Below are 21,425 nucleotides of genomic sequence, written 5' to 3'. Positions count from 1 at the left end.
TCTACTTCCGCACCACGGACGTGACGGGCACGGTGAAGCTGCCGGACAACGTCGAGATGGTCATGCCGGGCGACAACATCGCCATCGAGGTGGAGCTCATCACCCCGGTCGCGATGGAGAAGGAGCTCCGGTTCGCCGTTCGCGAGGGTGGCCGTACGGTGGGCGCCGGCGTCGTTGCGGAGATCATCGCCTAGTCGGCTTCCCGCCGACCGGCTTTCACGGGCACTGAGTTGCGGAGGGGAGGGCTGCTTTTGTAGCCTTCCCTTCTCGCATCTGGTGAAATGAACCATGCCTAAGGGTAACCGTTCCATCATCTCGCTCGAATGCACCACGTGCAAAGAGCGGAACTACACGACCACGAAGAACAAGCGGAAGAGCCAGGACAAGCTCGAGCTGAGCAAGTTCTGCCCTCGGTGCCGCAAGCACACGGACCACAAGGAAGGCAAGGTCTAGGTCGTCCGTTCCATGAAGGTTTAGGCCAGTAGCTCCAACGGTAGAGCAGCGGTCTCCAAATCCGCGTGTTGGGGGTTCGAATCCCTCCTGGCCTGCCAGCTTCAGTACAGGGACCCCCGGTACCGAGCGGTGCCGGGGGTCCCTGTCTTTTCGCAGTTCCGCTTCCGCAGTCCCTCGTGAGGCACCATGGCGACGGCATCTGAGGCCAGCCAGCAGGCTAACCGCTCGGGCATCGACCCCAAGCGGCTCGTGGTCATCTTCTATCTCGTCACCGGCATCGTGCTGGCCCTCTTCCTGGAGCACGTCTTCGGGTTGCTCTGGAGCCGGTTCGGCTGGAACGACGTGGAGCTCTTTGAAGGGCTCGGCTGGCGCGTGTCGACGCTGGTGGGCTACGTGGCGGCCCTGGCCCTGGTGCTGGCGGCCTACTTCCACCCTCGCACGCACGCCCTCTCCATCGACGTGGCGTCCGAACTGATGAAGGTCACCTGGCCTACCTGGTCGGAGACCCGCGCGTCGACCATGGCCGTGGTCGTCGCCTCGCTGGTGGCGGCCGTTCTGCTCTTCTGCATCGACACCGTCGCCTACAACTTGATGGTGGAGTGGCTGCCTGCCCTGTGGGGGAAGCTGTAATGGCGAAGAAATGGTTCACGGTCCAGACCTACTCGAACTACGAGAACCAGGCGAAGAAGAACCTGGAAGAGCAGGTGCGCCTCAAGGGCCTGCAGGACCAGGATCTGATTGGTGAGATCCTCATCCCCATGGAGCAGGTCGTGGAGATGGTGAACGGCGAGAAGAAGACCACCCGCCGCAAGCTCTTCCCGGGCTACATCTTCGTCCAGATGGAGCTCAACGACATCACCGTCCACCTGGTGAAGAACACCTCCAAGGTGACGGGGTTCCCGGGCGTCGGCCAGAACGAGCAGCCCCGGCCCATGTCGGACCGCGAGGTCGAGCGCCTCACCGCGCAGGTCACCGAGGGCGCCCACAAGGCCAAGCCCAAGGTCCAGTTCGAGACCAGCGACACGGTGCGCGTCATCGACGGCCCGTTCGCGAACTTCAACGGCACCGTGGAAGAGGTCAACCCGGAGAAGGGCCGCGTGCGCGTGCTCGTCAGCATCTTCGGTCGTGCGACCCCCGTGGAGCTCGACTTCATGCAGGTGGAGAAGACCACCGGCTAGTTTCCCCAGTCTTCCGCGTCCGTCACCCGGGCGCGGATCAACGGGTGGGAGGGTCGTCCCGTCTGGCGACCCGTTGGAACCACCCTCTCGAAAGGCAGCAGTCCGCCGATGAAGAAGGTCACAGGTCAGGTCAAGTTGCAGATCCCCGCCGGCAAGGCGAACCCCGCCCCGCCGATTGGTCCCGCGCTCGGTCAGCAGGGCGTGAACATCATGGAGTTCTGCAAGCAGTTCAACGCCAAGACGCAGGCGGAGGCCAAGGAGGGTCTGATCATCCCGGTGATCATCACCGTGTATCAGGACCGCTCCTTCACCTTCATCCTGAAGACCCCTCCCGCCGCGATCCTCATCAAGAAGGCCGCGGGTCTCCACACGGAGAAGAAGAAGGGTTCGGGCGCGAAGAAGCCGGGCAAGGAGAAGGTGGGCACGATCACCCGCCAGCAGGTGGAAGAGATCGCCAAGAAGAAGATCCAGGACACCACCGCCTCGTCCATCGAAGCCTGCATGAACACCATTGCCGGCACCGCGCGCTCCATGGGCATCGACGTCGTCGGCTAGCCCGCCCCATCTTTCAAGGATTCCTGCCATGGCTACCAATGGAAAGAAGTTCCGCGCGTCCAACGAGCTGGTGGACCGCAACAAGCGCTACCCTGTCGCCGAGGGCTTCGCGCTGCTGAAGAAGACGGTCGAGACCCGCGCGACGAAGTACGACCAGACGGTCGACGTCGCCATCAACCTGGGCGTGGACCCGAAGCATGCGGACCAGATGGTCCGTGGCGCCGTGGTGCTCCCGCACGGCACCGGCGCCACCGTGCGCGTGGCCGTGTTCGCCAAGGGTGAGCGCGCCACCGAGGCCGCCAACGCCGGCGCGGACATCGTGGGCGCGGAGGACCTCCAGAAGCGCATCGAGGAGGGCTTCCTCGACTTCGACACCGTCATCGCGACGCCGGACATGATGGGTATCGTCGGCCGCCTCGGTAAGGTGCTCGGTCCCCGCGGCCTCATGCCGAACCCGAAGGTCGGCACGGTGACCATGGATGTCGCCAAGGCCATCCGCGACTCCAAGGGCGGTAAGGTGGACTTCCGCGCGGAGAAGGCGGGCATCGTCCACGCGAAGATGGGCAAGGCCTCCTTCGCCGCGGACAAGCTCGAGGCGAACTTCAACGCGCTGGTGGACCTGGTGATGAAGCTCAAGCCGGCCACCGCCAAGGGCGTGTACCTCAAGGGCATCGCCATCTCGACGACCATGGGGCCGGGCATCAAGCTCGACACCACGGAAATCCTGGCGCGTCACCGCTAGTCGCGGGTGTCAGGACGGGCAGGGAAGGGTGCGCTCCCTGACGGGGAGCGTCAGTCCCGTCGCCCGTGGAACATCAGTCCGATAAAAGTGCTGGATCTTTGTGAAAGCCGGGGGTATAGGCCCCCGGCTTTTGCAATTGGAGCGCCATGTCGAGAGACGCGGCGTTCCGACCTGGTTCATGACAGCAGGGACCTGGAAGGGAGAAGACGTGTCCGTTGGGAACCGGGCAACCGGTCGGGCCGTCCATCCACTCCTGGTTCAAACGACCGCAAGGTCAGCCCTGCCGAGACTGGAGGTGCGGTGTGGTGCCTCTCGGAGGCCCCCCTCTCGCTCTGCCACTTTGGCCCAGGCATCACGCCCGACCGTCAGGTCGGGCCATGAAGGAGGTGAGTCAAGGTGCTGAAGAGCGAGAAGGAAGAGATGATCAAGGAGCTCCACGAGAAGTTCGCCCGGACGAAGACGGCGGTTGTCGCCGAGTTCTCCAAGGTGGACGTGGAGACCGTCACCAAGCTGCGTCGCAAGTTCCGCGAGGGTAAGGTCGAGTACAAGGTCATCAAGAACACGCTGGCGCGCCGTGCCGCTGAGGGTACGTCCGTCTCCGTGATCTCGGATGACTTCACCGGTCCCGTGGCCCTGTGCATCAGCTACGACGACGTGGTGGCTCCTGCGAAGATCCTGATGGATTTCATCAAGGACATGGAGACCATCAAGGTCCGTAGCGCCGTGGTGGACGGCAAGAAGATTGACGTCAACGGCGTGAAGGCGCTGGCGAAGATGCCGGGCCTCAACGAGCTGCGCGGGCAGTTGCTCGGCATGCTCAACCAGCCGGCAGGCAAGCTGGTTCGGACCATCGCGGCCCCCGGGTCGCAGCTCGCGCGGGTGCTGCAGGCCAACGCGGACAAGTCGCAGGGGCAGTAATCATCCCGAGAAGTTTTTCTACCGCAACCTCTTCGGTGCGGCAGCCCAGATGGGTCGCCCGCCGTTAGTCAACCGCAGAAGGACACAGTTCAATGGCTGACCTGAATTCGATTGTCGACCAGCTCTCCTCGCTCACCGTCATGGAAGCGGCCGAGCTCGTGAAGCAGCTTGAGGCGAAGTGGGGCGTTTCCGCGGCCGCCGTGGCCGTTGCCTCCGCTGGCCCCGCCGCTGCCGCCGCTCCTGTCGAGGAGAAGACGGAGTTCAACGTGGTGCTGGCGAACGCCGGCGCCAACAAGATCAACGTCATCAAGGAGATCCGCGCCATCACCGGCCTGGGCCTGAAGGAGGCCAAGGACCTGGTCGAGGGCGCGCCCAAGACGGTCAAGGAAGGCGTCAACAAGGACGACGCCAAGAAGATCAAGGACCAGCTCGTCGCGGCTGGCGCCACCGTCGAGATCAAGTAGTTCTGTACAGGGGCTGCCCTGTTCTTCCGGGAAATCCCGGGCAGCCTGCTGATCGGATGAGCAGGCCGGTGCTCCCTTTGCTGGGGCACCGGCTTTGCCCATTTGACATTTGCCAAATTTCCCGGCGCCGCCGCGCGTTACTGAAGTTTGCCCCGCCCGAGCAGCCGTCCCCGGAGACCGAATGCCGACGCAGATCCAGAACAATTTCCGCGTGCGGAAGACCTTCGCGAAAATCGCGAAGATCATCGACATTCCCAATCTCATCAACATCCAGAAGCAATCCTACGAGAAGTTCCTCCAGGCCGACATCGCCCCGGAGAAGCGTGAGGACCTTGGCCTTCAGGGTGTCTTCAAGTCCGTCTTCCCGATCCGGGACTTCAACGAGACCTCCTCGCTGGAGTTTGTGAGCTATCACCTGGAGAAGCCGAAGTACGACGTCGATGAGTGCCACCAGCGCGGAATGACCTACTCTGCGCCCATCAAGGTCGTCGTCCGCCTGGTCGTCTGGGACAAGGACGAGGAGACCGGCGCCCAGTCCATCCGCGACGTGAAGGAGCAGGAGGTCTACTTCGGCGAAATCCCGCTGATGACCCAGAACGGTACGTTCATCATCAACGGCACCGAGCGCGTCGTGGTGAGCCAGCTGCACCGCAGCCCGGGTGCGTTCTTCGACCACGACAAGGGCAAGAGCCACTCGTCGGGCAAGCTGCTCTACAACGCCCGCATCATCCCGTACCGCGGCTCGTGGATCGACTTCGAGTTCGACCACAAGGACCTGCTGTACGTGCGCATCGACCGGCGCCGCAAGCTGCCGGCCACCGTGCTCATCCGCGCCCTGGGCGCTGTCGGTGACACGGCGAAGAAGAACCCGCTCGACTTCAAGGGCTCCACCGAGGAGATCCTCAACTACTACTACGCCACCGAGACGATCTACCTGCAGAGCGCCGCGGACTTCGAGAAGTCCGTCGAGCTGGAGCTCCTGCCGGGTCAGCGCGCCACGCGCGACATCAAGACCAAGTCCGGTGAGCTGATCGTCAAGAAGAACCGCAAGTTCACGCGCGCCGCCATCAAGAAGCTCGAAGCGGCGAAGATGACCAAGCTGCCCATCGACGCGGACGAGCTCTTCACCAAGGTGTCCGCCTACGACGTGGTGGACGAGAACACTGGTGAGGTCATCCTCGAGTGCAACGAGGAGGTGTCCCAGGAGAAGGTGGACGAGCTCCTCAAGCGCGACATCAAGGAGTTCAAGGTCCTCTTCATCGACAACCTCAACGTGGGTCCGTACCTGCGTGAGACGTTGATGCTGGACAAGATCGAGTCGCCCGAGCAGGCCATCATGGAGATCTACCGGCGCCTGCGCCCGGGTGATCCCCCGACGCCGGAGACGGCGACGAACCTGTTCAGCAACCTGTTCTTCAACCCGGAGCGCTACGACCTGTCCAAGGTCGGCCGCCTCAAGCTGAACTTCAAGTTCAGCCTCGAGGAGCCCCTCGACGGTCAGATCCTGACCAAGCGCGACATCCTGGAGGTCATCCGCTACCTGATCGACCTGAAGAACGGCAAGGGCACGATCGACGACATCGACCACCTGGGCAACCGCCGCGTCCGCGCGGTGGGCGAGCTGCTGGAGAACCAGTACCGCATCGGCCTCGTCCGCATGGAGCGCGCGATCAAGGAGCGCATGAGCCTCCAGGAGATCGAGACGCTCATGCCGCACGACCTGATCAACGCCAAGCCGGTGACGGCGGTGATCAAGGAGTTCTTCGGGTCCAGCCAGCTGTCGCAGTTCATGGACCAGACGAACCCGCTCTCCGAGGTCACGCACAAGCGCCGTCTGTCCGCGCTCGGGCCTGGCGGCCTCACGCGTGAGCGCGCGGGCTTCGAAGTCCGCGACGTGCACCCGACGCACTACGGCCGCATCTGCCCCATCGAGACGCCGGAAGGCCCGAACATCGGCCTCATCGCGTCGCTGTCGACCTACGCGCGCGTCAACGAGTTCGGCTTCGTGGAGACGCCGTACCGCAAGGTGGACGCGGGCAGCGTGACGGGCGACGTGGCCTTCTACTCGGCGCTGGAGGAGGAGAAGCACACCATCGCCCAGGCGAACGCGGAGACGGACAAGAAGGGCAAGTTCGTCAACGCGCTGGTGCAGAGCCGCCGCAGCGGCGAGTTCGTCCAGGTCAAGGCCGAGGACGTGGACCTGATGGACGTGTCCCCGAACCAGCTGGTGTCGGTGGCCGCCTCCCTCATCCCGTTCCTGGAGAATGACGACGCGAACCGCGCGCTCATGGGCTCCAACATGCAGCGCCAGGCGGTGCCGCTCCTGCGCACCGCGGCCCCGCTCGTGGGCACGGGCATCGAGGCCATCGTCGCGCGCGACTCGGGCGTGACGTGCGTGGCCCGTCGTGACGGCATCGTGGAGTCGGTGGACGCCAGCCGCATCGTGGTGAAGGCGGACTCCAACGCGGCCCTGAGCGACGTGTCGAGCGAGGTCGACATCTACAACCTGCTCAAGTACCAGCGCTCCAACCAGAACACGTGCCTCAACCAGAAGCCCATCATCCGCAAGGGTGACCGGGTGAAGAAGGGCGACGTGATCGCGGACGGTCCGGCCACCGAGACCGGTGAGCTGGCGCTGGGGCAGAACGTGGTCGTCGCGTTCATGCCGTGGCAGGGCTACAACTTCGAAGACTCCATCCTGCTCAGCGAGCGCATCCTCAAGGAGGACGTCTTCACGTCCATCCACATCGAGGAGTTCGAGTGCATCGCGCGCGACACCAAGCTGGGCAAGGAGGAGATCACCCGCGACATCCCGAACGTGGGTGAGGAAGCCCTCAAGGACCTGGACGAGAGCGGCATCATCCGCATCGGCGCCGAGGTGAAGCCCGGCGACGTGCTGGTGGGCAAGATCACCCCGAAGGGCGAGACCCAGCTCTCCCCCGAAGAGAAGCTGCTGCGCGCCATCTTCGGTGAGAAGGCCGGCGACGTGCGCGACAGCTCCCTGCGCGTGCCCCCGGGCGTGGTCGGCACCGTCATCAACGCCAAGGTGTTCAGCCGCAAGGGCGTGGAGAAGGACGAGCGCGCCAAGCAGATCGAGTCCATGGAGGAGGCGAAGCTCCTCAAGGACCAGAACGACGAGATCAAGGTCCTCCAGGACTCCGCGTACAGCCGCCTCCGTGGGCTGGTCCGCGGCAAGGAGGTCCAGGGCAAGCTCGTGGACGACAAGGGGAAGATCCTCTTGAAGAAGGGGGACATCCTCAACGACGAGCTGCTGGCCACGGTGCCGTACAAGTACTGGGGCGAGATCTCCGTCGGTGATCCGCTGGACGCGCGCCTGCGCGACATCCTGCGCAACCTGGAGGAGACGAAGGAGGCCGTGAAGCTGGCCTTCGGCGAGAAGATCGCCCGCATCAAGAAGGGCGACGAGCTCCCCCCGGGCGTCATCAAGATGGTGAAGGTGTACGTCGCCATCAAGCGCAAGCTCGCGGTGGGCGACAAGATGGCCGGCCGCCACGGCAACAAGGGCGTCGTGTCCCGCGTCCTCCCCGAGGAGGACATGCCGTACCTGGAGGACGGGCGTCCGGTGGACATCGTCCTCAACCCGCTCGGCGTTCCGTCCCGCATGAACATCGGGCAGATCCTCGAGGTCCACCTGGGTTGGGCCGCGAAGGGCGTGGGCGAGCAGCTGCAGCGCTACATCGACGAGAACTTCAGCGGCGAGCAGCTCAAGAAGCAGCTGAAGACCGTCTACGACGACAAGGCGTTCGGTGACTTCGTGGACGGCCTGTCCGACCAGGAAGTCCAGGACCTCTGCCGCCGCCTGAAGAAGGGCATCCACGTGGCGACGCCGGTGTTCGACGGCGCCCGCGAGACGGAGCTGCACGCCCTCTTCGACGAGGGCCGGCTGCCGCGCTCCGGTCAGATGGTGCTCTTCGACGGCCGCACGGGTGAGCCGTTCGACCAGAACGTCACCGTGGGCGTGATGTACATGCTCAAGCTGCACCACCTGGTGGACGAGAAGATCCACGCCCGTTCCATCGGGCCCTACTCGCTCGTCACGCAGCAGCCCCTAGGCGGCAAGGCCCAGTTCGGCGGCCAGCGTCTGGGCGAGATGGAAGTGTGGGCGATGGAGGCCTACGGCGCGGCGTACACGCTGCAGGAGTTCCTCACGGTCAAGTCGGACGACGTCGTGGGCCGCACGCGCATGTACGAGGCGATCGTCAAGGGCGACAACGTCCTGGAGAGCGGCCTGCCCGAGTCGTTCAACGTGCTCCTCAAGGAGCTCCAGTCGCTGGCCCTGGACGTGGAGCTGCTGGAGAGCGCGCCCCCGGAGCGGCAGCGCAGCTTCGGCGGTGACTTCCTGGGTGGCGGCGACGGCGAGGACCGGAAGTCGGGGACCGAGGCCTAGGCCTTTTCAAAGAAGCCGGTGCGCCCGCCTGACCGGCTGGCTGCTTCCTCGTGGAGGGAGCGGCTGGCCGGGCGCAGGGCGGGGGCCCGAAACGTTTGGCGCCTTGAGCGCTCATAAGTTTTCGGAGGCAACGTGAAGGACATTTTCAACTTCTTCGAGAAGCCGAAGGACCCGCTGTCGTTCAACGCCATCCGCATCGCGCTGGCGTCGCCCGACAAGATCCGCCAGTGGTCGCACGGCGAGGTGAAGAAGCCGGAGACGATCAACTACCGCACCTTCAAGCCGGAGCGGGACGGCCTCTTCTGCGCCCGCATCTTCGGGCCGGTGAAGGACTACGAGTGCAACTGCGGCAAGTACAAGCGCATGAAGCACCGTGGCGTCGTGTGCGAGAAGTGCGGCGTGGAGGTCATCCAGTCCAAGGTGCGCCGTGAGCGCCTGGGACACATCACGCTGGCCACGCCCGTGGCCCACATCTGGTTCCTCAAGTCGCTGCCCAGCCGCATCGGCAACCTGCTCGACATCACCCTCAAGGAGATGGAGAAGGTGCTGTACTGCGAGAGCTACATGGTCATCGACCCGAAGGCGACGCCGCTGCAGCGTGGCGAGCTCGTCTCCGAGGAGAAGATGCACCGGCTCTTCCAGGAGCACGGCGAGGACTCGTTCACCGCGGGCATGGGCGGCGAGGCCGTCCGCGAGATGCTCAAGTCCCTGGACGTGGAGAAGCTGTCCGAGGAACTGCGCAAGGACATGCGCGAGACCACCAGCGAGGCGAAGCGGAAGAAGTACGCCAAGCGCCTGAAGGTGGCCGAGGCGTTCCGCGTCTCCGGCAACAAGCCGGAGTGGATGATGCTGGACGTCATCCCGGTCATCCCGCCCGACCTGCGTCCGCTGGTGCCCCTGGACGGTGGCCGCTTCGCGACCTCCGACCTCAACGACCTGTACCGCCGCGTCATCAACCGCAACAACCGCCTCAAGCGGCTGCAGGAGCTGAACGCGCCGGACATCATCATCCGCAACGAGAAGCGGATGCTCCAGGAGGCCGTGGACGCGCTGTTCGACAACGGCCGCCGCGGCAAGACCATCACCGGCCCGAACAAGCGGCCGCTGAAGTCGCTGTCCGACATGCTCAAGGGCAAGCAGGGCCGGTTCCGTCAGAACCTGCTCGGCAAGCGCGTGGACTACTCGGGCCGCTCCGTCATCGTCGTGGGCCCCGAGCTGCGCCTGCACCAGTGCGGCCTGCCGAAGATCATGGCGCTCGAGCTCTTCAAGCCGTTCATCTACAACAAGCTTGAAGAGAAGGGCTACGTCACCACCATCAAGTCCGCGAAGAAGATGGTGGAGAAGGAGCGTCCGGAGGTCTGGGACATCCTCGAGGACGTGATCCGCGAGCACCCGGTGCTCCTCAACCGCGCCCCCACGCTGCACCGCCTGGGCATGCAGGCCTTCGAGCCCGTCCTCATCGAGGGCAAGGCCATCCAGCTGCACCCGCTGGTGTGCGCCGCGTTCAACGCGGACTTCGACGGCGACCAGATGGCCGTGCACGTGCCGCTGTCCATCGAAGCGCAGATGGAAGCGCGCGTGCTGATGATGTCGACGAACAACATCCTCAGCCCCGCGAACGGCAAGCCCATCATCGTCCCGACGCAGGACATGGTGCTCGGCATCTACTACATGACGCGCGCCCGCGAGTTCGCCAACGGCGAAGGCCGCGTGTTCGCGTCGCCGGATGAGGTGCGCGCCGCGTACGACCACGGTGAGGTCCACCTGCAGGCCAAGGTGGTGTGCCGCATCGACGGCAAGCGCAAGGAGACCACGGTCGGCCGCGTGCTGCTGTGGGAAGTCGTTCCGCGCCGCGTGGGCTTCGACGCCATCAACAAGGTGCTCGACAAGAAGTCGCTCGGTAACCTCATCGACCTCTGCTACCGCCTCACCGGCGAGAAGGAGACGGTGCTGCTGGCCGACCGCATCCGCAGCGCGGGCTACTTCCACGCGACCCGCGCCGGTATCTCCATCGCGCTCAAGGACATGATCATCCCTGCGAAGAAGCAGGAGTTCCTGGACTACGCGCGCAAGGAAGTGGCGGAGATCGAGAACCAGTACCTGGAAGGCCTCATCACCGACGGTGAGCGCTACAACAAGGTCATCGATATCTGGGCGGAGATCACCGAGAAGGTCGCCCAGGAGATGATGCAGCAGATCTCCCAGGACGAGGCCAGCGGGGACGTGGACGGCAAGCGCGTGACGCGCAAGCAGCCCTCGTTCAACCCCATCTACATCATGGCCGACTCCGGCGCCCGCGGCAGCGCCCAGCAGATCCGCCAGCTGGCGGGTATGCGCGGCCTGATGGCGAAGCCCTCCGGCGAAATCATCGAGACGCCCATCACGGCCAACTTCCGTGAAGGCCTCTCCGTGCTCCAGTACTTCATCTCCACGCACGGCGCTCGTAAGGGCCTGGCGGACACGGCGCTCAAGACGGCCAACTCCGGTTACCTCACCCGCCGTCTCGTGGACGTGGCGCAGGACGCCATCATCAACGAGTACGACTGCGGCACCATGGACGGTCTGTTCATCGGCGCCCTGGTCGAGGGCGGCGAGATCATCGAGCCGCTGGGTGAGCGCATCCTGGGCCGCGTGGCCCTGGACGACATCCTCGACCCGGTGACGGGCGAGGTGCTGGTGCGCGCCAACGAGGAGATCGACGAGGAGCGCGTCCGCCGCATCGAGAACAGCGGTCTGGACAAGGTGAAGATCCGCTCGGTGCTCACGTGCCAGGCCAAGCGCGGCATCTGCGTGGAGTGCTACGGCCGTGACCTGGCGCGTGGCCGCAAGGTGTCCGTGGGCGAGGCCGTGGGCGTCATCGCGGCGCAGTCCATCGGTGAGCCGGGTACGCAGCTCACGATGCGCACCTTCCACATCGGTGGTGCGGCGACCCGTCGCGCGGAGCAGTCCAGCCTGGAGAACCGCTACGCGGGTTCCGTGAAGTTCGCGGGCCTGAACACGGTGCAGAAGGCGGACGGCACGCTGGTGGCCATGAACCGCAACGGCGAGATCGTCGTCGTCGACGAGTCGGGCCGCGAGCGCGAGCGCTACCAGATCATCTACGGCGCCCGCATCCTGGTGAAGGAAGGCCAGAAGCTGGAGCCGGGCGTGCTGGTGGCCGAGTGGGACCCGTTCGCCATCCCGCTGCTCACGGAAGTGGGCGGTGTCGTGCGCTACGAGGACATCATCGAAGGCGTGACGATGTCCGAGACGCTCGACGAGGTGACGGGCCTGTCGCGCAAGACGGTCATCGAGTCCAAGGACCCGGAGGCGCGTCCGCGCGTCACCATCCGCGACGCGGCCGGCAACGTGAAGGACCTGCCGTCCTCCAAGAACCAGGCGAGCTACTTCCTGCCCCAGGGCGCGATCATCACGGTCAACGACCAGGATGAGATCTCCGCGGGCGAGGTCATCGCCAAGGTGCCGCGCGAGACCACGAAGACCAAGGACATCACGGGCGGTCTGCCCCGCGTGGCCGAGCTCTTCGAGGCGCGCAAGCCCAAGGACGCGGCGGCGATCGCGGAGATCGACGGCGTGGTGTCCTTCGGCAAGGACACCAAGGGCAAGCGCAAGCTCATCATCACCCCCGAGGTGGGCGGCGAGCAGCGCGCGGACCTGGCCAAGGAGTACCTGATCTCCAAGGGCAAGAGCATCAACGTCCACTCCGGCGACCGCGTGAAGGCCGGCGAGGCGATGATGGACGGCGCGGCCAACCCGCACGACATCCTCAAGGTGCTGGGCGAGAAGGAACTCGCGCGCTACCTGGTGGACGAAGTGCAGGAGGTCTACCGACTGCAGGGCGTGAAGATCAACGACAAGCACATCGAGACGATCGTCCGGCAGATGCTGCGCCGGGTGCGCGTCACCGACGTGGGCGACACCAACTTCCTGGTCGACGAGCAGGTCGAGAAGTGGGTGTTCGAGGAGGAGAACGAGAAGGTCATGTCCGAAGGGAAGCGCCCGGCCGTGGGCGAGCCCCTGCTGCTCGGCATCACCAAGGCGTCGCTCTCCACCGAGTCGTTCATCTCCTCGGCGTCGTTCCAGGAGACCACGAAGGTGCTCACCGAGGCCGCCATCAACGGCAAGGTGGACTACCTGCGCGGCCTCAAGGAGAACGTCATCATGGGCCGGCTCATCCCCGCCGGCACGGGCCTGCCGAACTACAAGCACCTCGACATCGAGGTGGAGAGCCCCACGGACGAGGTCAACGAGATGGAGGCCGCCCTGGCCGCCACCCACGGCGACACCGGTCCGCTGGCCCCTCCGCCGTCGCGGCCGGACACCCGGTCCACCGACGTCGCCTAGCGTTACCCCGAAGCGTCCCTGACGCTTCGTGAGTCTGCCGCCGTCCTGGTGTCATGCCGGGGCGGCGGCTTTCTCGTTTTGCACAGTCCGCTCTCTGTCCGCTTGACAGCATGTCGCGGTGCGTTATGTTGACGCATCACGTTATGAAACCCGGTGGCAGCCGGGGGGGAGCACGACATGGCGACGACGAGTGCGAAGGCAGCGGAGAAGCAGGGCGTGACGCAGAACGTGGAGGCCTTCCTGAAGGGGCGCTTCTCCGACGCGCAGAAGCGGTTCCAGGGCCTGGAAGGGGAGGCGAACAAGGCCTTCCGCGCGCTGGAGACGCGGAGCCAGGTGGCGGCGAAGGAGGTCCAGGCCCTGTGGACGAAGGTGCAGGCCGGTGAGCTGCGCGCCGACCCTCGCGTTCAGGAGCTGACGAAGAAGGTGGACGAGGCGGGCGTGGAGCTCCGCAAGCGGCTGGATGGGCTCCAGGCGAAGGTCGTGGAGGCCGTGGGAGTTGCCAGCCAGTCCCAGGTGCAGCAGATCACCCAGGAGCTGGGCCGCCTGTCGAAGAAGCTGGATGTGCTCCTGAAGCCCACCCGGCGCGCCCATCCTTCGACCAAGAATTCGGGCGGCGCGGCGTCTTCTCCGCGGGCCTGAGCAGCGTTTTCATCACCCATGGGGTGTGCTTAGGTCGCAAACCCCTTTGAATGCCTCGGGTTCCTTCCACGGGAAGGGCCCGGGGTCACTCCCGGAGCGACTTCATGGACAACAACACCGAGGCCCCCCGAGAGAAGCCTTCCGTGGCGGAGGCGTTCGAGCGGATCTGGAGCCAGGCCCTCCTGGCCGTGAACACGGCGGAGGAGGAGGCTTCCCGCGCCGTGCAGCGCGTGGCGTCCGTCGCGGGCTGGAGCCAGGACGAGGTGAAGCGTCAGGCCCGTGAGTTCGCGGAGCGGCTGACGGGGCACCGCAAGGACCTGGAGCACAACGTGGAGGAGCGGGTCCGCACGGCCCTGACCCTCCTGAAGCTGCCGCGCCGCGAGGAGTTGCAGGCCTTCGGTGCCCGCCTGGAGCGTCTGAACGAACGCATCCAGGCCCTGGAGCACCGTAAGTGAGTGGCCCCGCCGCCTCGGGCGGCAGGTCGCTGGGAACGCGGTTCTTCGCGGGGCTGCATGCCCTGAGCAGCGGGTGCTCCCGGCTCCCGTTGCTCGCGGGTGTGGCGCTCGTGGTGTCCGCGCGGGTGGTGCCCCTCCTGGAGGAGCCCGCCCCCCAGTCCGTGGTCCCCGAGGTGGTGGCGCAGGAGACCGTCTCCGAGGAGGCGGCGCTCATCGACGCCGTGCTGGCCAAGCGCGCCCCGGACCTGGGGCTCACGCTGCGCCGGCGGCTAGGGCAGGCCATCGACGAGGAGTCGCGCCGCACGGGGTATGATCCGCTGCTGGTGCTGGCCCTCATCGACGTGGAGTCCGACTTCGAGGAGGAGTCCGTCTCCGAGAAGGGCGCCCGGGGCCTGATGCAGATCAAGCCCAGCACGCTGCACTTCCTGGCGGAGAAGGAAGGCCTGAAGCTGTCGCGCGAGGAAGTGGTGGCCGACCCCGCCGTCTGCGTGCGCCTGGGCATCCGCTACCTGCGTTCACTGCAGGGCCGCTTCGGCGGCGACCTGGACCTGGCGCTGATGGCCTACAACGCGGGCCCCACGCGCATCCGGGACGCCATGAAGGCCGGAGAGCTGGAGAAGTTCCGCCGCTATCCCCGGGCCGTGCGGCGCGACTTCCGCCGCTTCCGCGAGGGCCACGGCCTGGGCGGGGACTGGGCGCTGGCGCAGCGCGAGCTGCCTCCGCCGACGCCCGACGAGACGCCGACCGCGGCGCCCTGAAGGGCCCCAGTGGTCCAACTGGAAGACGGACCCCCGGGTGAATGTTCGGGGCGGCGGAGCGCTCCAAGAGGGGCCGTCCCCGCCTTGTCCCGCTCCCCCGGGTGCGCTAAGTCGTTGCAAGCCCCCGGGACTGTTGAGGATTCCCAGGAGGAATGCCCCCCATGCCCCGCCCGTCCGCCCGCATTGCCATCACCGTCGCGGCCTCGCTCGTTCCCATGCTGGCCCTCGCCGGTTCGGTCTTCCTGAACGGCGTGAAGATTGACGGTGTGACGAACCAGCGCTTCGAGAAGGCCACCGTCCGCATCGACGGCGAAGGGAACGTCCACATCGACGCGCCGGGGTACGCCGCCCGCGTGACGACCGTGACGCCCACGCCCGCGACGCCTTCCACCGCCACGCCGCCTGCCGCCACGCCCCCGGACGCGGGCGTCGTCGCGCAGGCCCCCGCGCCGGCTGCTCCCGCCGCGCCCACGTCCGTGCCGGGGCGCATCACCCAGCGCTACTGGCTGGTGACCGAGCAGACGACGCCGGGCATGACGGACTTCGACATCGACGTGTACGTGAACTCGCGCTGGCTGCGTCGTTTGCGCAACAACGAGGACCAGGTGGTGGTGGACATCACCAGCCAGTTGCGTCCCGGCGCGAACGCGGTGACGCTGATTGCCCGCAAGCAGGCGACGGGCAACCGCCGCAGCACTTCGCCCGCGAACGTCTTCAAAGTGATCATCGGCGAGGGCAACGAGGGCGGCGGCAACGTGATGATTGACACGCCCCTCATCCGCTTCCAGAAGACGGCTGCGGACGCGCAGGACGCGACCGAGGAGTTCACCCTCACCACCCGCTAGGGTGCGCGGGAAGGGAGACGACGGTGTTCACCATCGACGAGCGCTACCGGGGCCTCCCCGCGAACCGCGACCAGGTGCTCGCGCTGCACCTGGCCCTCAACACGCCGCACGTGGCGATTCCCGGTAAGCAGGCCGGGCCCGCGCAGGCCTTCGTGGTGGGGCTGCGCGGCGGACAGGGCGCGGGCGTCTTCGTGTACCTGTACCTCGTGGAAGCGGGGGACTGCGCGGTGTACGTGTCCGGCCGGCGCATCCAGTCCGCGGATGAGCTGCGAGAGGACGAGGACGACGCGCTCGCGTTCGTGGAGTCGCTGGGCTTCATGATGGACAACGCGAACTGGCGTGCCGCGGCGCCCGCGCAGCAGGACGAGTGGCTCAAGACGCTGCCCGTGTTCTTCCGGGAGCCCACGCTCGTGCCCGCCGTGAAGGCCCGCGCCGAAGAGAAGCGCAACGTCGCCACCACCCTGGGCCGCTTCCTGGCCGCGTTCTGACCCTCCACCCCGGATTGGCACCCATGTCCCGCATCACTTCCTCCTGCTTCCTCGCGTTCGCGCTCGCGTCGGCGGGCTGCGCGCACGTCCCCACGGAGAAGGAGCGCCGGAGCTCGGAGATCCACTACGACCTGGGCGTGCAGGCCCAGCAGCACGGCCACGTGCAGGACGCGCTCGCGGAGTACCAGAAGGCGCTGGAGCAGAACCCGGACAACCCGGAGGCCCACAACGCGATGGGGCTCCTGCTGCACCTGTCCTTCCGGCGGCTCGATGAGGCGTCGTCCCACTACGAGCAGGCGCTGAAGCTGCGGCCGTCCTTCTCCGACGCGCGCACCAACCTGGGCAACCTGCGCCTGGATCAGGGCCGCTACGACGACGCCATCAAGCTGTACGAGGAGTCGCTCAACGACATGCAGTACCGCTACGGCTTCTCCGCGCAGAACAACATGGGATGGGCGCTCTACAAGAAGGGCGACACGGTGAACGCGCTGCAGAACATCAAGGCGGCCATCACCACCAACCCGGAGTTCTGCCTGGGCTACAAGAACCTGGGCATCATCTACGACGAGACGGGCAAGACGGAGGAGGCGTGCCGGCAGTTCACGCACTACCGTGAGAAGTGCCCGGACGTGGCGGAGGCCTATCACCGCGAAGGCGTGTGCCAGGCGAAGCTCGGGCGGGCGGACGAGGCGAAGGCCGCGTTCGCGGGCTGCGAGGCCAAGGCCCAGCCCAACGAGCAGGTGCTCAAGGACGATTGCCGCTCACTGCTGGACCACCTCTAGGCGCGGGGGACCCGAAAGACCGTGGACCACGTCGACTTCGGCAAATACCTCAGCCAGCAGCGCGAGCTTCGCGGCCTGTCGCGTGAGGACGTCTCCCGGGAGACGAAGATTCCCCCCAGCCTCGTCGCGGCGCTGGAGGCGGGGCAGGTGGAGCGGCTGCCCGAGCGCGTATTCGTGCTGAACTACATCCGCGCGTACGCGCAGGTCATCGGCCTGTCGCCAGAGGAAGCGGCGCTGCGCTACGAGGAGGTGGACCGGGCGGTGCCCGCGCCTTCGCCAGTGCAGCTGGAGAAGGAGCGGCGCAAGCGGGCGTACGTCATCCTGGCTGTGCTCCTGGCGGTCCTGCTCCTGGGCGCGGCCCTCTTCCTGGTGCTGTCCGGGAAGCTTCCGCTCCCCACGGCGCGTTGAAGAGGGGTTATGGAGCGGTACGCCGACGACGCGTTCGTGCTGTCCACGGTCGACTATGGTGAGTCCGACCGGCTGGTGACGTTGCTGACGCGCGAGCACGGCAAGATGACCGCGTTCGCCGCGGGGGCGCGCAAGAGCAAGCGCCGGTTCGCGGGTGCGCTGGAGCCGTTCATGCGGCTGCGTGTGCAGCTCGTGGAGACGCGCGGCAGCACGGTGCGGCTGGACTCGGCGGACATCGTCGCGGGCTTCTACGCCGCGCGCGAGGACCTGTCGCTCATCGCCCGGGCGCTGTACGCGGTGGAGCTGTGCCGCGAGCTCACGCGCGACCATGAGCCACACCCGGAGCTGTTCGAGCTGGTGGCGGGCTACCTGCACCGGCTGGACGCGAAGGAGGCCGGGCCCACGTCGTTGCTCGCGTTCGAGCTGGCGGCGCTGGCGCAGGCGGGCCTGATGCCGCGCTTCGACTCCTGCTCGCTGTGCGGCGGCCTGCCCGGCGAGCGGCCCCGGTTCGATCAGGGCCATGGTGGCGCGGTGTGCGAGCCGTGTGGCGGACGCGCGCGTGACTCGGTGGCGGTGCCGGTGGCGCTGCTGTCCGGCCTGCGTTCGCTCCAGGAAGGCGCGCGCACGCCGCTGCCTCCGGACCTTCGCGCGCGGGCGCGGGGGCTGCTCAACGTCTTCATCGCGCACCACCTGGGCCGCAAGCTCAAGAGCGTGGACTTCATGGCGCAGGTGGGCCTGGACTGACGGGCAGCGCGCGGTCCCCAGGGGGAAGTGTCATGCACGAGGCCGGACCGCTGGACGTGGTGTGTGTCGGCGAGACGCTGGTGGACTTCCTTCCCGTGTCGGGCGGCGCCACGCGCGTGCGGGACGTGGAGGCCTGGAAGCCATCGCCCGGGGGCTCGCCGGCCAACGTCTCCGTGGGGCTCTCGCGGCTGGGCCTTCGCTCGGCGATGGTGGGCGTGGTGGGCTCCGACGAGTTCGGCCACTTCCTGCGCGACCGGCTGGCGGCGGACGGCGTGGACGTCAGCCGCCTGCGCCAGGTGGATCACGCCCGCACGGGCCTGCTGTTCGTCTCGCTGGATGCGCACGGCGAGCGCAGCTTCACGTACTTCCGGACGCGTTCGGCGGAGTTCCTGCTGGATGACTCGGACGTGGATGGCGACTTCGTGCGGCGTGCGAAGGCGCTGCACTGTGGCTCCAACTCCCTGCTCCTGCCGGAGGCGCGCGAGGCGATGGTGCGCATGCTCACCATGGCGCGTGAGGCCGGGATGCTGGTGAGCTGTGATCCGAACCTGCGCCTGCACGTGTGGGAACGGCCTGAAGAGCTGCGCGTCCTCCTGGGCCGCATGCTGCCGCTGTGCACGGTGGTGAAGCTGTCCGAGGAGGAGATCCACTTCGCGACCGGCGAGCACTCGCCCGAGGCGGCTTTGCACGTCCTGGCCGCTCGGGGCGTGCGGCTGCCCGTGGTGACGCTGGGCCCGCGCGGCGCGGTGTTCCTCTGGCAGGGCGAGGTCCTCTCCGTTCCCGCTCCCCAGGTGACGGTGGTGGACACGACGGGCGCCGGGGACGGCTTCGTGTCCGCGATGTTGAGCGGGCTGGTGCGCGGGTATGGCGACGCGCGCTCGCTGGAGGGGGCGACGCGCGAGGACCTGGTCGCGCTGATGACCTTCGCCGCGGCCGTGGGGGCCCGGGTCGTGACGAAGCTGGGCGCGGTCTCGGCGCTCCCCCTGGCGTCCGAGGTGGAGGGGCTGCTGCCCGCTCGACCTTCCGTGCCCGACGCCGTGCGACGCAGCGCGCGCTGACGGGAAGCGCCGTGGCGGGTCAGGCTCGCGTGCTTCGCTGCGTCCACCGTGGCCCACCATCCCACGCAGGAGGGACCGATGAGTGACACCCGAGAGAGCGCTTCCTCCACCCCGGCGCGGGTCCGGGGACTGGAGCAGATCGACCGGCTGTCCGTGCCCCTGCCGCACGGCACGGAGGTCACGACGCGCGTGGAGCGTGTGGCGTCCGCGGGGCGCCGGATTCCGCAGGGCGTGGTCGGCCGTGTGGTGCGCGCGCATGACGGCGGCTTCGACGTGCAGATCGTCGGCGTGGGCGAGGTGTGGTTCGCGCGCGACGAACTGGTGCCCCGGCGCGCGGGACAGGTGCAGTTCGCCCAGCGGCGCGAGGCGGCCTGGGGCGCGCTGCGGCCGTGCGTGGTGCTGGAGACGCGCGTGGGCAGTCACGCGTGGGGGCTCGCGGATGAGCGCTCCGACGTGGACGTGCGCGGTGTCTTCGCGCTGCCGCTGCCGTGGACGCTGGGCCTGGGGCAGCCGCCGCAGGACCTGGTGAGCGCGGACGGCAGCACCACGTACTGGGAGGTCCGCAAGACGGTGGAGCAGGCGCTGCGCGCGGATCCGAATACGCTGGAGACCCTCTTCGTCCCCGGCGCGACGCCGGTGGACGAGCTGGGCACGTGGGTGCTGGAGGCGCGCGAGGCGTTCGTCTCCAAGGCCATCTTCGGCAGCTTCGGACGCTACGCCATGAGCCAGCTCGACAAGCTCACCCGCAGCCAGCGGCTGGCCGAGCACCGCGACCTGCTCCTCGCGTGGCTGTGCGAGGAGCCCACGCCGGACCTGGACGAGGTGGCCCGGCGTCTGGCCGCCGTGTCGCCCCGCGCCGCGCCCACGCCCGAGGACGGGGTGCTCGCGGCGAAGACGTACGTCAAGCAGCTCTACCGCTCGCTCTGGGACCAGGGGTTGCTCGCGGCGAACGACTTCGCGGCGCTCACGGCGTACGCGCGCGGTGGTGGCCAGCGTCCTCCGTCCGCTCGGGAGCTGCGGCCGAAGAACGCCTACAACCTGCTGCGACTGGTGGCGCTGGCGACGGGGTGGCTGCGCGACGGCGTGCCTGGCTTCGAGGCGACGGGAGCGTTGAAGGCGCGGCTGCTCGACATCAAGGGCGGACAGGTGCCACTGGAGGACGTGCTGCGCGACGCCGAGGCGATGGCGCCGGAGCTGGAGGCCGCGCACCGCGAGAGCCGGCTGCCGGAGCATCCGGACTACGCCCGCGCGGACCGATTGCTGCGGCGGGTAGGGGATGAGGTGGCTCGGCGCTGGGTCTTGAAGACGCCTGGACCGCTGGGCCGCGATGCGCCGGAAGCCCCGGCACTGGAAGGAGGGACGGAATGAAGGGCAAGGTGACGGAACATCAGGAGCGAATGGCGGACCGCGTGCTGGACGACGAGTCCCTCCATCGCGAGCACCTGGTCATCTCGCTGTCCGGCGCGCATGCGTACGGCTTCCCGTCGCAGGACAGCGACCTGGACCTCAAGGCCATCCACATCGCGCCCACCGCCGCGCTCCTCGGTCTCCAGCCCCGGCACGTGCCGGCGGAGCGGCTGGAGGTGCTGGAGGGCGTGGAGGTGGACTACTCGTCCAACGAGCTGCAGCCCGTGCTGCTGGGCATCCTCCAGGGCAACGGCAACTACATCGAGCGGGTGCTGGGCGCCATCACGGTGCGGGCGCTGCCGGAGCTGGAGACGCTGCGACCGCGGGTTCGGGCCGTGCTGTCGCGACGCATCCACCGGCACTACCGCGGCTTCGCGCAGGGGCAGCTCCGCGAGTGGGAGAAGAGCGGCTTCCGCTCCGTGAAGAAGCTGCTGTACGTGTTGCGCACCACGCTCACCGGAACGCATGCGCTGCGCACGGGCGAGGTCGAGACGGACGTCACCGTGCTGCTGGAGCCGTATGGCTTTGGCGAGGCCCACGCGCTGGTGGAACGCAAGCGGAGCGGCGAGCGCATCGAGCTGACCGACGCGCTCAGCGAACAGTGGCAGCGGGAGGTGACGCGCGCCTTCGCGGTGCTGGAGGCGGCGGACGCGGCCTCCGTGTTGCCCCTGGAGCCACAACCGGCGGACGTGGCCGCGCTCGAAGGCTGGATGCTCGACGTGCGGCGGCAGCGGTTCGGTGCCTAAACCGCTTTCCCGGGGCTCCTGGCTCCGGGGGGG

21 protein-coding genes and 1 tRNA gene are annotated in these 21,425 nt (G+C 67.3%); all 22 read left to right on the top strand.

Going from position 1 to position 21,425, the window contains the following annotated elements:
* A partial coding sequence (locus tag D7W79_RS18825) for an EF-Tu C-terminal domain-related protein (RefSeq protein ID WP_500681240.1) occupies positions 1-194 on the top strand: 194 nt, incomplete at its 5' end.
* 94 nt (positions 195-288) lie between these two features.
* Positions 289-453, top strand: a complete 165-nt coding sequence (gene rpmG / locus D7W79_RS18820) for a 50S ribosomal protein L33 (protein ID WP_002617522.1) — start codon at positions 289-291, stop codon at positions 451-453.
* Between the two features lie 22 nt (positions 454-475).
* Positions 476-551 (top strand) — tRNA-Trp (locus D7W79_RS18815).
* An 88-nt stretch (positions 552-639) separates the two neighbouring features.
* On the top strand, positions 640-1,083 hold the full coding sequence (secE, locus tag D7W79_RS18810) for a preprotein translocase subunit SecE (RefSeq protein WP_120526764.1): 444 nt from the start codon (positions 640-642) through the stop codon (positions 1,081-1,083).
* The gene (gene nusG, locus D7W79_RS18805; RefSeq protein WP_120526763.1) at positions 1,083-1,631 is read left to right on the top strand and encodes a transcription termination/antitermination protein NusG; all 549 of its coding nucleotides are present in this window, start codon (positions 1,083-1,085) and stop codon (positions 1,629-1,631) included. The genes secE and nusG overlap by 1 nt, the downstream gene beginning before the upstream one ends.
* Before the next feature lie 108 nt (positions 1,632-1,739).
* A complete protein-coding gene (rplK, locus tag D7W79_RS18800; RefSeq protein WP_120526762.1) occupies positions 1,740-2,186 on the top strand; it encodes a 50S ribosomal protein L11 in 447 nt (148 codons plus the stop codon).
* 28 nt (positions 2,187-2,214) lie between these two features.
* Positions 2,215-2,928, top strand: coding sequence for a 50S ribosomal protein L1 (rplA, locus tag D7W79_RS18795; protein ID WP_120526761.1), 714 nt, complete (start codon positions 2,215-2,217; stop codon positions 2,926-2,928).
* A gap of 396 nt (positions 2,929-3,324) precedes the next feature.
* Complete coding sequence (gene rplJ / locus D7W79_RS18790; protein ID WP_120526760.1) at positions 3,325-3,846, top strand: 50S ribosomal protein L10; 522 nt, start codon at positions 3,325-3,327, stop codon at positions 3,844-3,846.
* 92 nt (positions 3,847-3,938) lie between these two features.
* Positions 3,939-4,310 carry a 50S ribosomal protein L7/L12 gene (gene rplL / locus D7W79_RS18785; protein WP_120526759.1) on the top strand — a complete coding sequence of 124 codons (372 nt, stop codon included), beginning with the start codon at positions 3,939-3,941 and terminating at the stop codon, positions 4,308-4,310.
* Between the two features lie 181 nt (positions 4,311-4,491).
* Complete coding sequence (gene rpoB, locus D7W79_RS18780; RefSeq protein ID WP_120526758.1) at positions 4,492-8,718, top strand: DNA-directed RNA polymerase subunit beta; 4,227 nt, start codon at positions 4,492-4,494, stop codon at positions 8,716-8,718.
* Positions 8,719-8,850: 132 nt separating this feature from the next.
* On the top strand, positions 8,851-13,062 hold the full coding sequence (rpoC, locus tag D7W79_RS18775) for a DNA-directed RNA polymerase subunit beta' (protein ID WP_120526757.1): 4,212 nt from the start codon (positions 8,851-8,853) through the stop codon (positions 13,060-13,062).
* 177 nt (positions 13,063-13,239) lie between these two features.
* Complete coding sequence (locus tag D7W79_RS18770) at positions 13,240-13,701, top strand: hypothetical protein (protein ID WP_120526756.1); 462 nt, start codon at positions 13,240-13,242, stop codon at positions 13,699-13,701.
* Positions 13,702-13,805: 104 nt separating this feature from the next.
* The gene (locus D7W79_RS18765) at positions 13,806-14,156 is read left to right on the top strand and encodes a phasin family protein (RefSeq protein ID WP_120526755.1); all 351 of its coding nucleotides are present in this window, start codon (positions 13,806-13,808) and stop codon (positions 14,154-14,156) included.
* A complete protein-coding gene (locus D7W79_RS18760) occupies positions 14,153-14,914 on the top strand; it encodes a lytic transglycosylase domain-containing protein (protein ID WP_120526754.1) in 762 nt (253 codons plus the stop codon). The genes D7W79_RS18765 and D7W79_RS18760 overlap by 4 nt, the downstream gene beginning before the upstream one ends.
* A gap of 161 nt (positions 14,915-15,075) precedes the next feature.
* On the top strand, positions 15,076-15,759 hold the full coding sequence (locus tag D7W79_RS18755) for a hypothetical protein (protein ID WP_120526753.1): 684 nt from the start codon (positions 15,076-15,078) through the stop codon (positions 15,757-15,759).
* A 23-nt stretch (positions 15,760-15,782) separates the two neighbouring features.
* Positions 15,783-16,247, top strand: coding sequence for a social motility and stimulation tgl protein (locus D7W79_RS18750; RefSeq protein ID WP_120526752.1), 465 nt, complete (start codon positions 15,783-15,785; stop codon positions 16,245-16,247).
* Between the two features lie 23 nt (positions 16,248-16,270).
* Entirely contained in the window at positions 16,271-17,029 is a 759-nt protein-coding gene (gene tgl, locus D7W79_RS18745; RefSeq protein WP_120526751.1) for a social motility TPR repeat lipoprotein Tgl, read from the top strand.
* 21 nt (positions 17,030-17,050) lie between these two features.
* Complete coding sequence (locus D7W79_RS18740) at positions 17,051-17,437, top strand: helix-turn-helix domain-containing protein (RefSeq protein ID WP_120526750.1); 387 nt, start codon at positions 17,051-17,053, stop codon at positions 17,435-17,437.
* A gap of 9 nt (positions 17,438-17,446) precedes the next feature.
* Entirely contained in the window at positions 17,447-18,181 is a 735-nt protein-coding gene (gene recO / locus D7W79_RS18735; protein WP_120526749.1) for a DNA repair protein RecO, read from the top strand.
* A gap of 32 nt (positions 18,182-18,213) precedes the next feature.
* Positions 18,214-19,239, top strand: coding sequence for a carbohydrate kinase family protein (locus tag D7W79_RS18730; RefSeq protein WP_120526748.1), 1,026 nt, complete (start codon positions 18,214-18,216; stop codon positions 19,237-19,239).
* Between the two features lie 78 nt (positions 19,240-19,317).
* Positions 19,318-20,607 carry a DNA polymerase beta superfamily protein gene (locus tag D7W79_RS18725; RefSeq protein WP_120526747.1) on the top strand — a complete coding sequence of 430 codons (1,290 nt, stop codon included), beginning with the start codon at positions 19,318-19,320 and terminating at the stop codon, positions 20,605-20,607.
* A complete protein-coding gene (locus D7W79_RS18720; RefSeq protein ID WP_208729769.1) occupies positions 20,604-21,392 on the top strand; it encodes a nucleotidyltransferase domain-containing protein in 789 nt (262 codons plus the stop codon). Before D7W79_RS18725 ends, D7W79_RS18720 begins: the two co-directional genes overlap by 4 nt.
* Positions 21,393-21,425 lie beyond the last annotated feature (33 nt).

It is taken from the genome of Corallococcus exercitus, assembly GCF_003611585.1.
Lineage (GTDB): Bacteria > Myxococcota > Myxococcia > Myxococcales > Myxococcaceae > Corallococcus > Corallococcus exercitus.
Note: the sequence above shows the minus strand (reverse complement) of the source record. Positions and strands in the feature narration are given on the sequence as shown.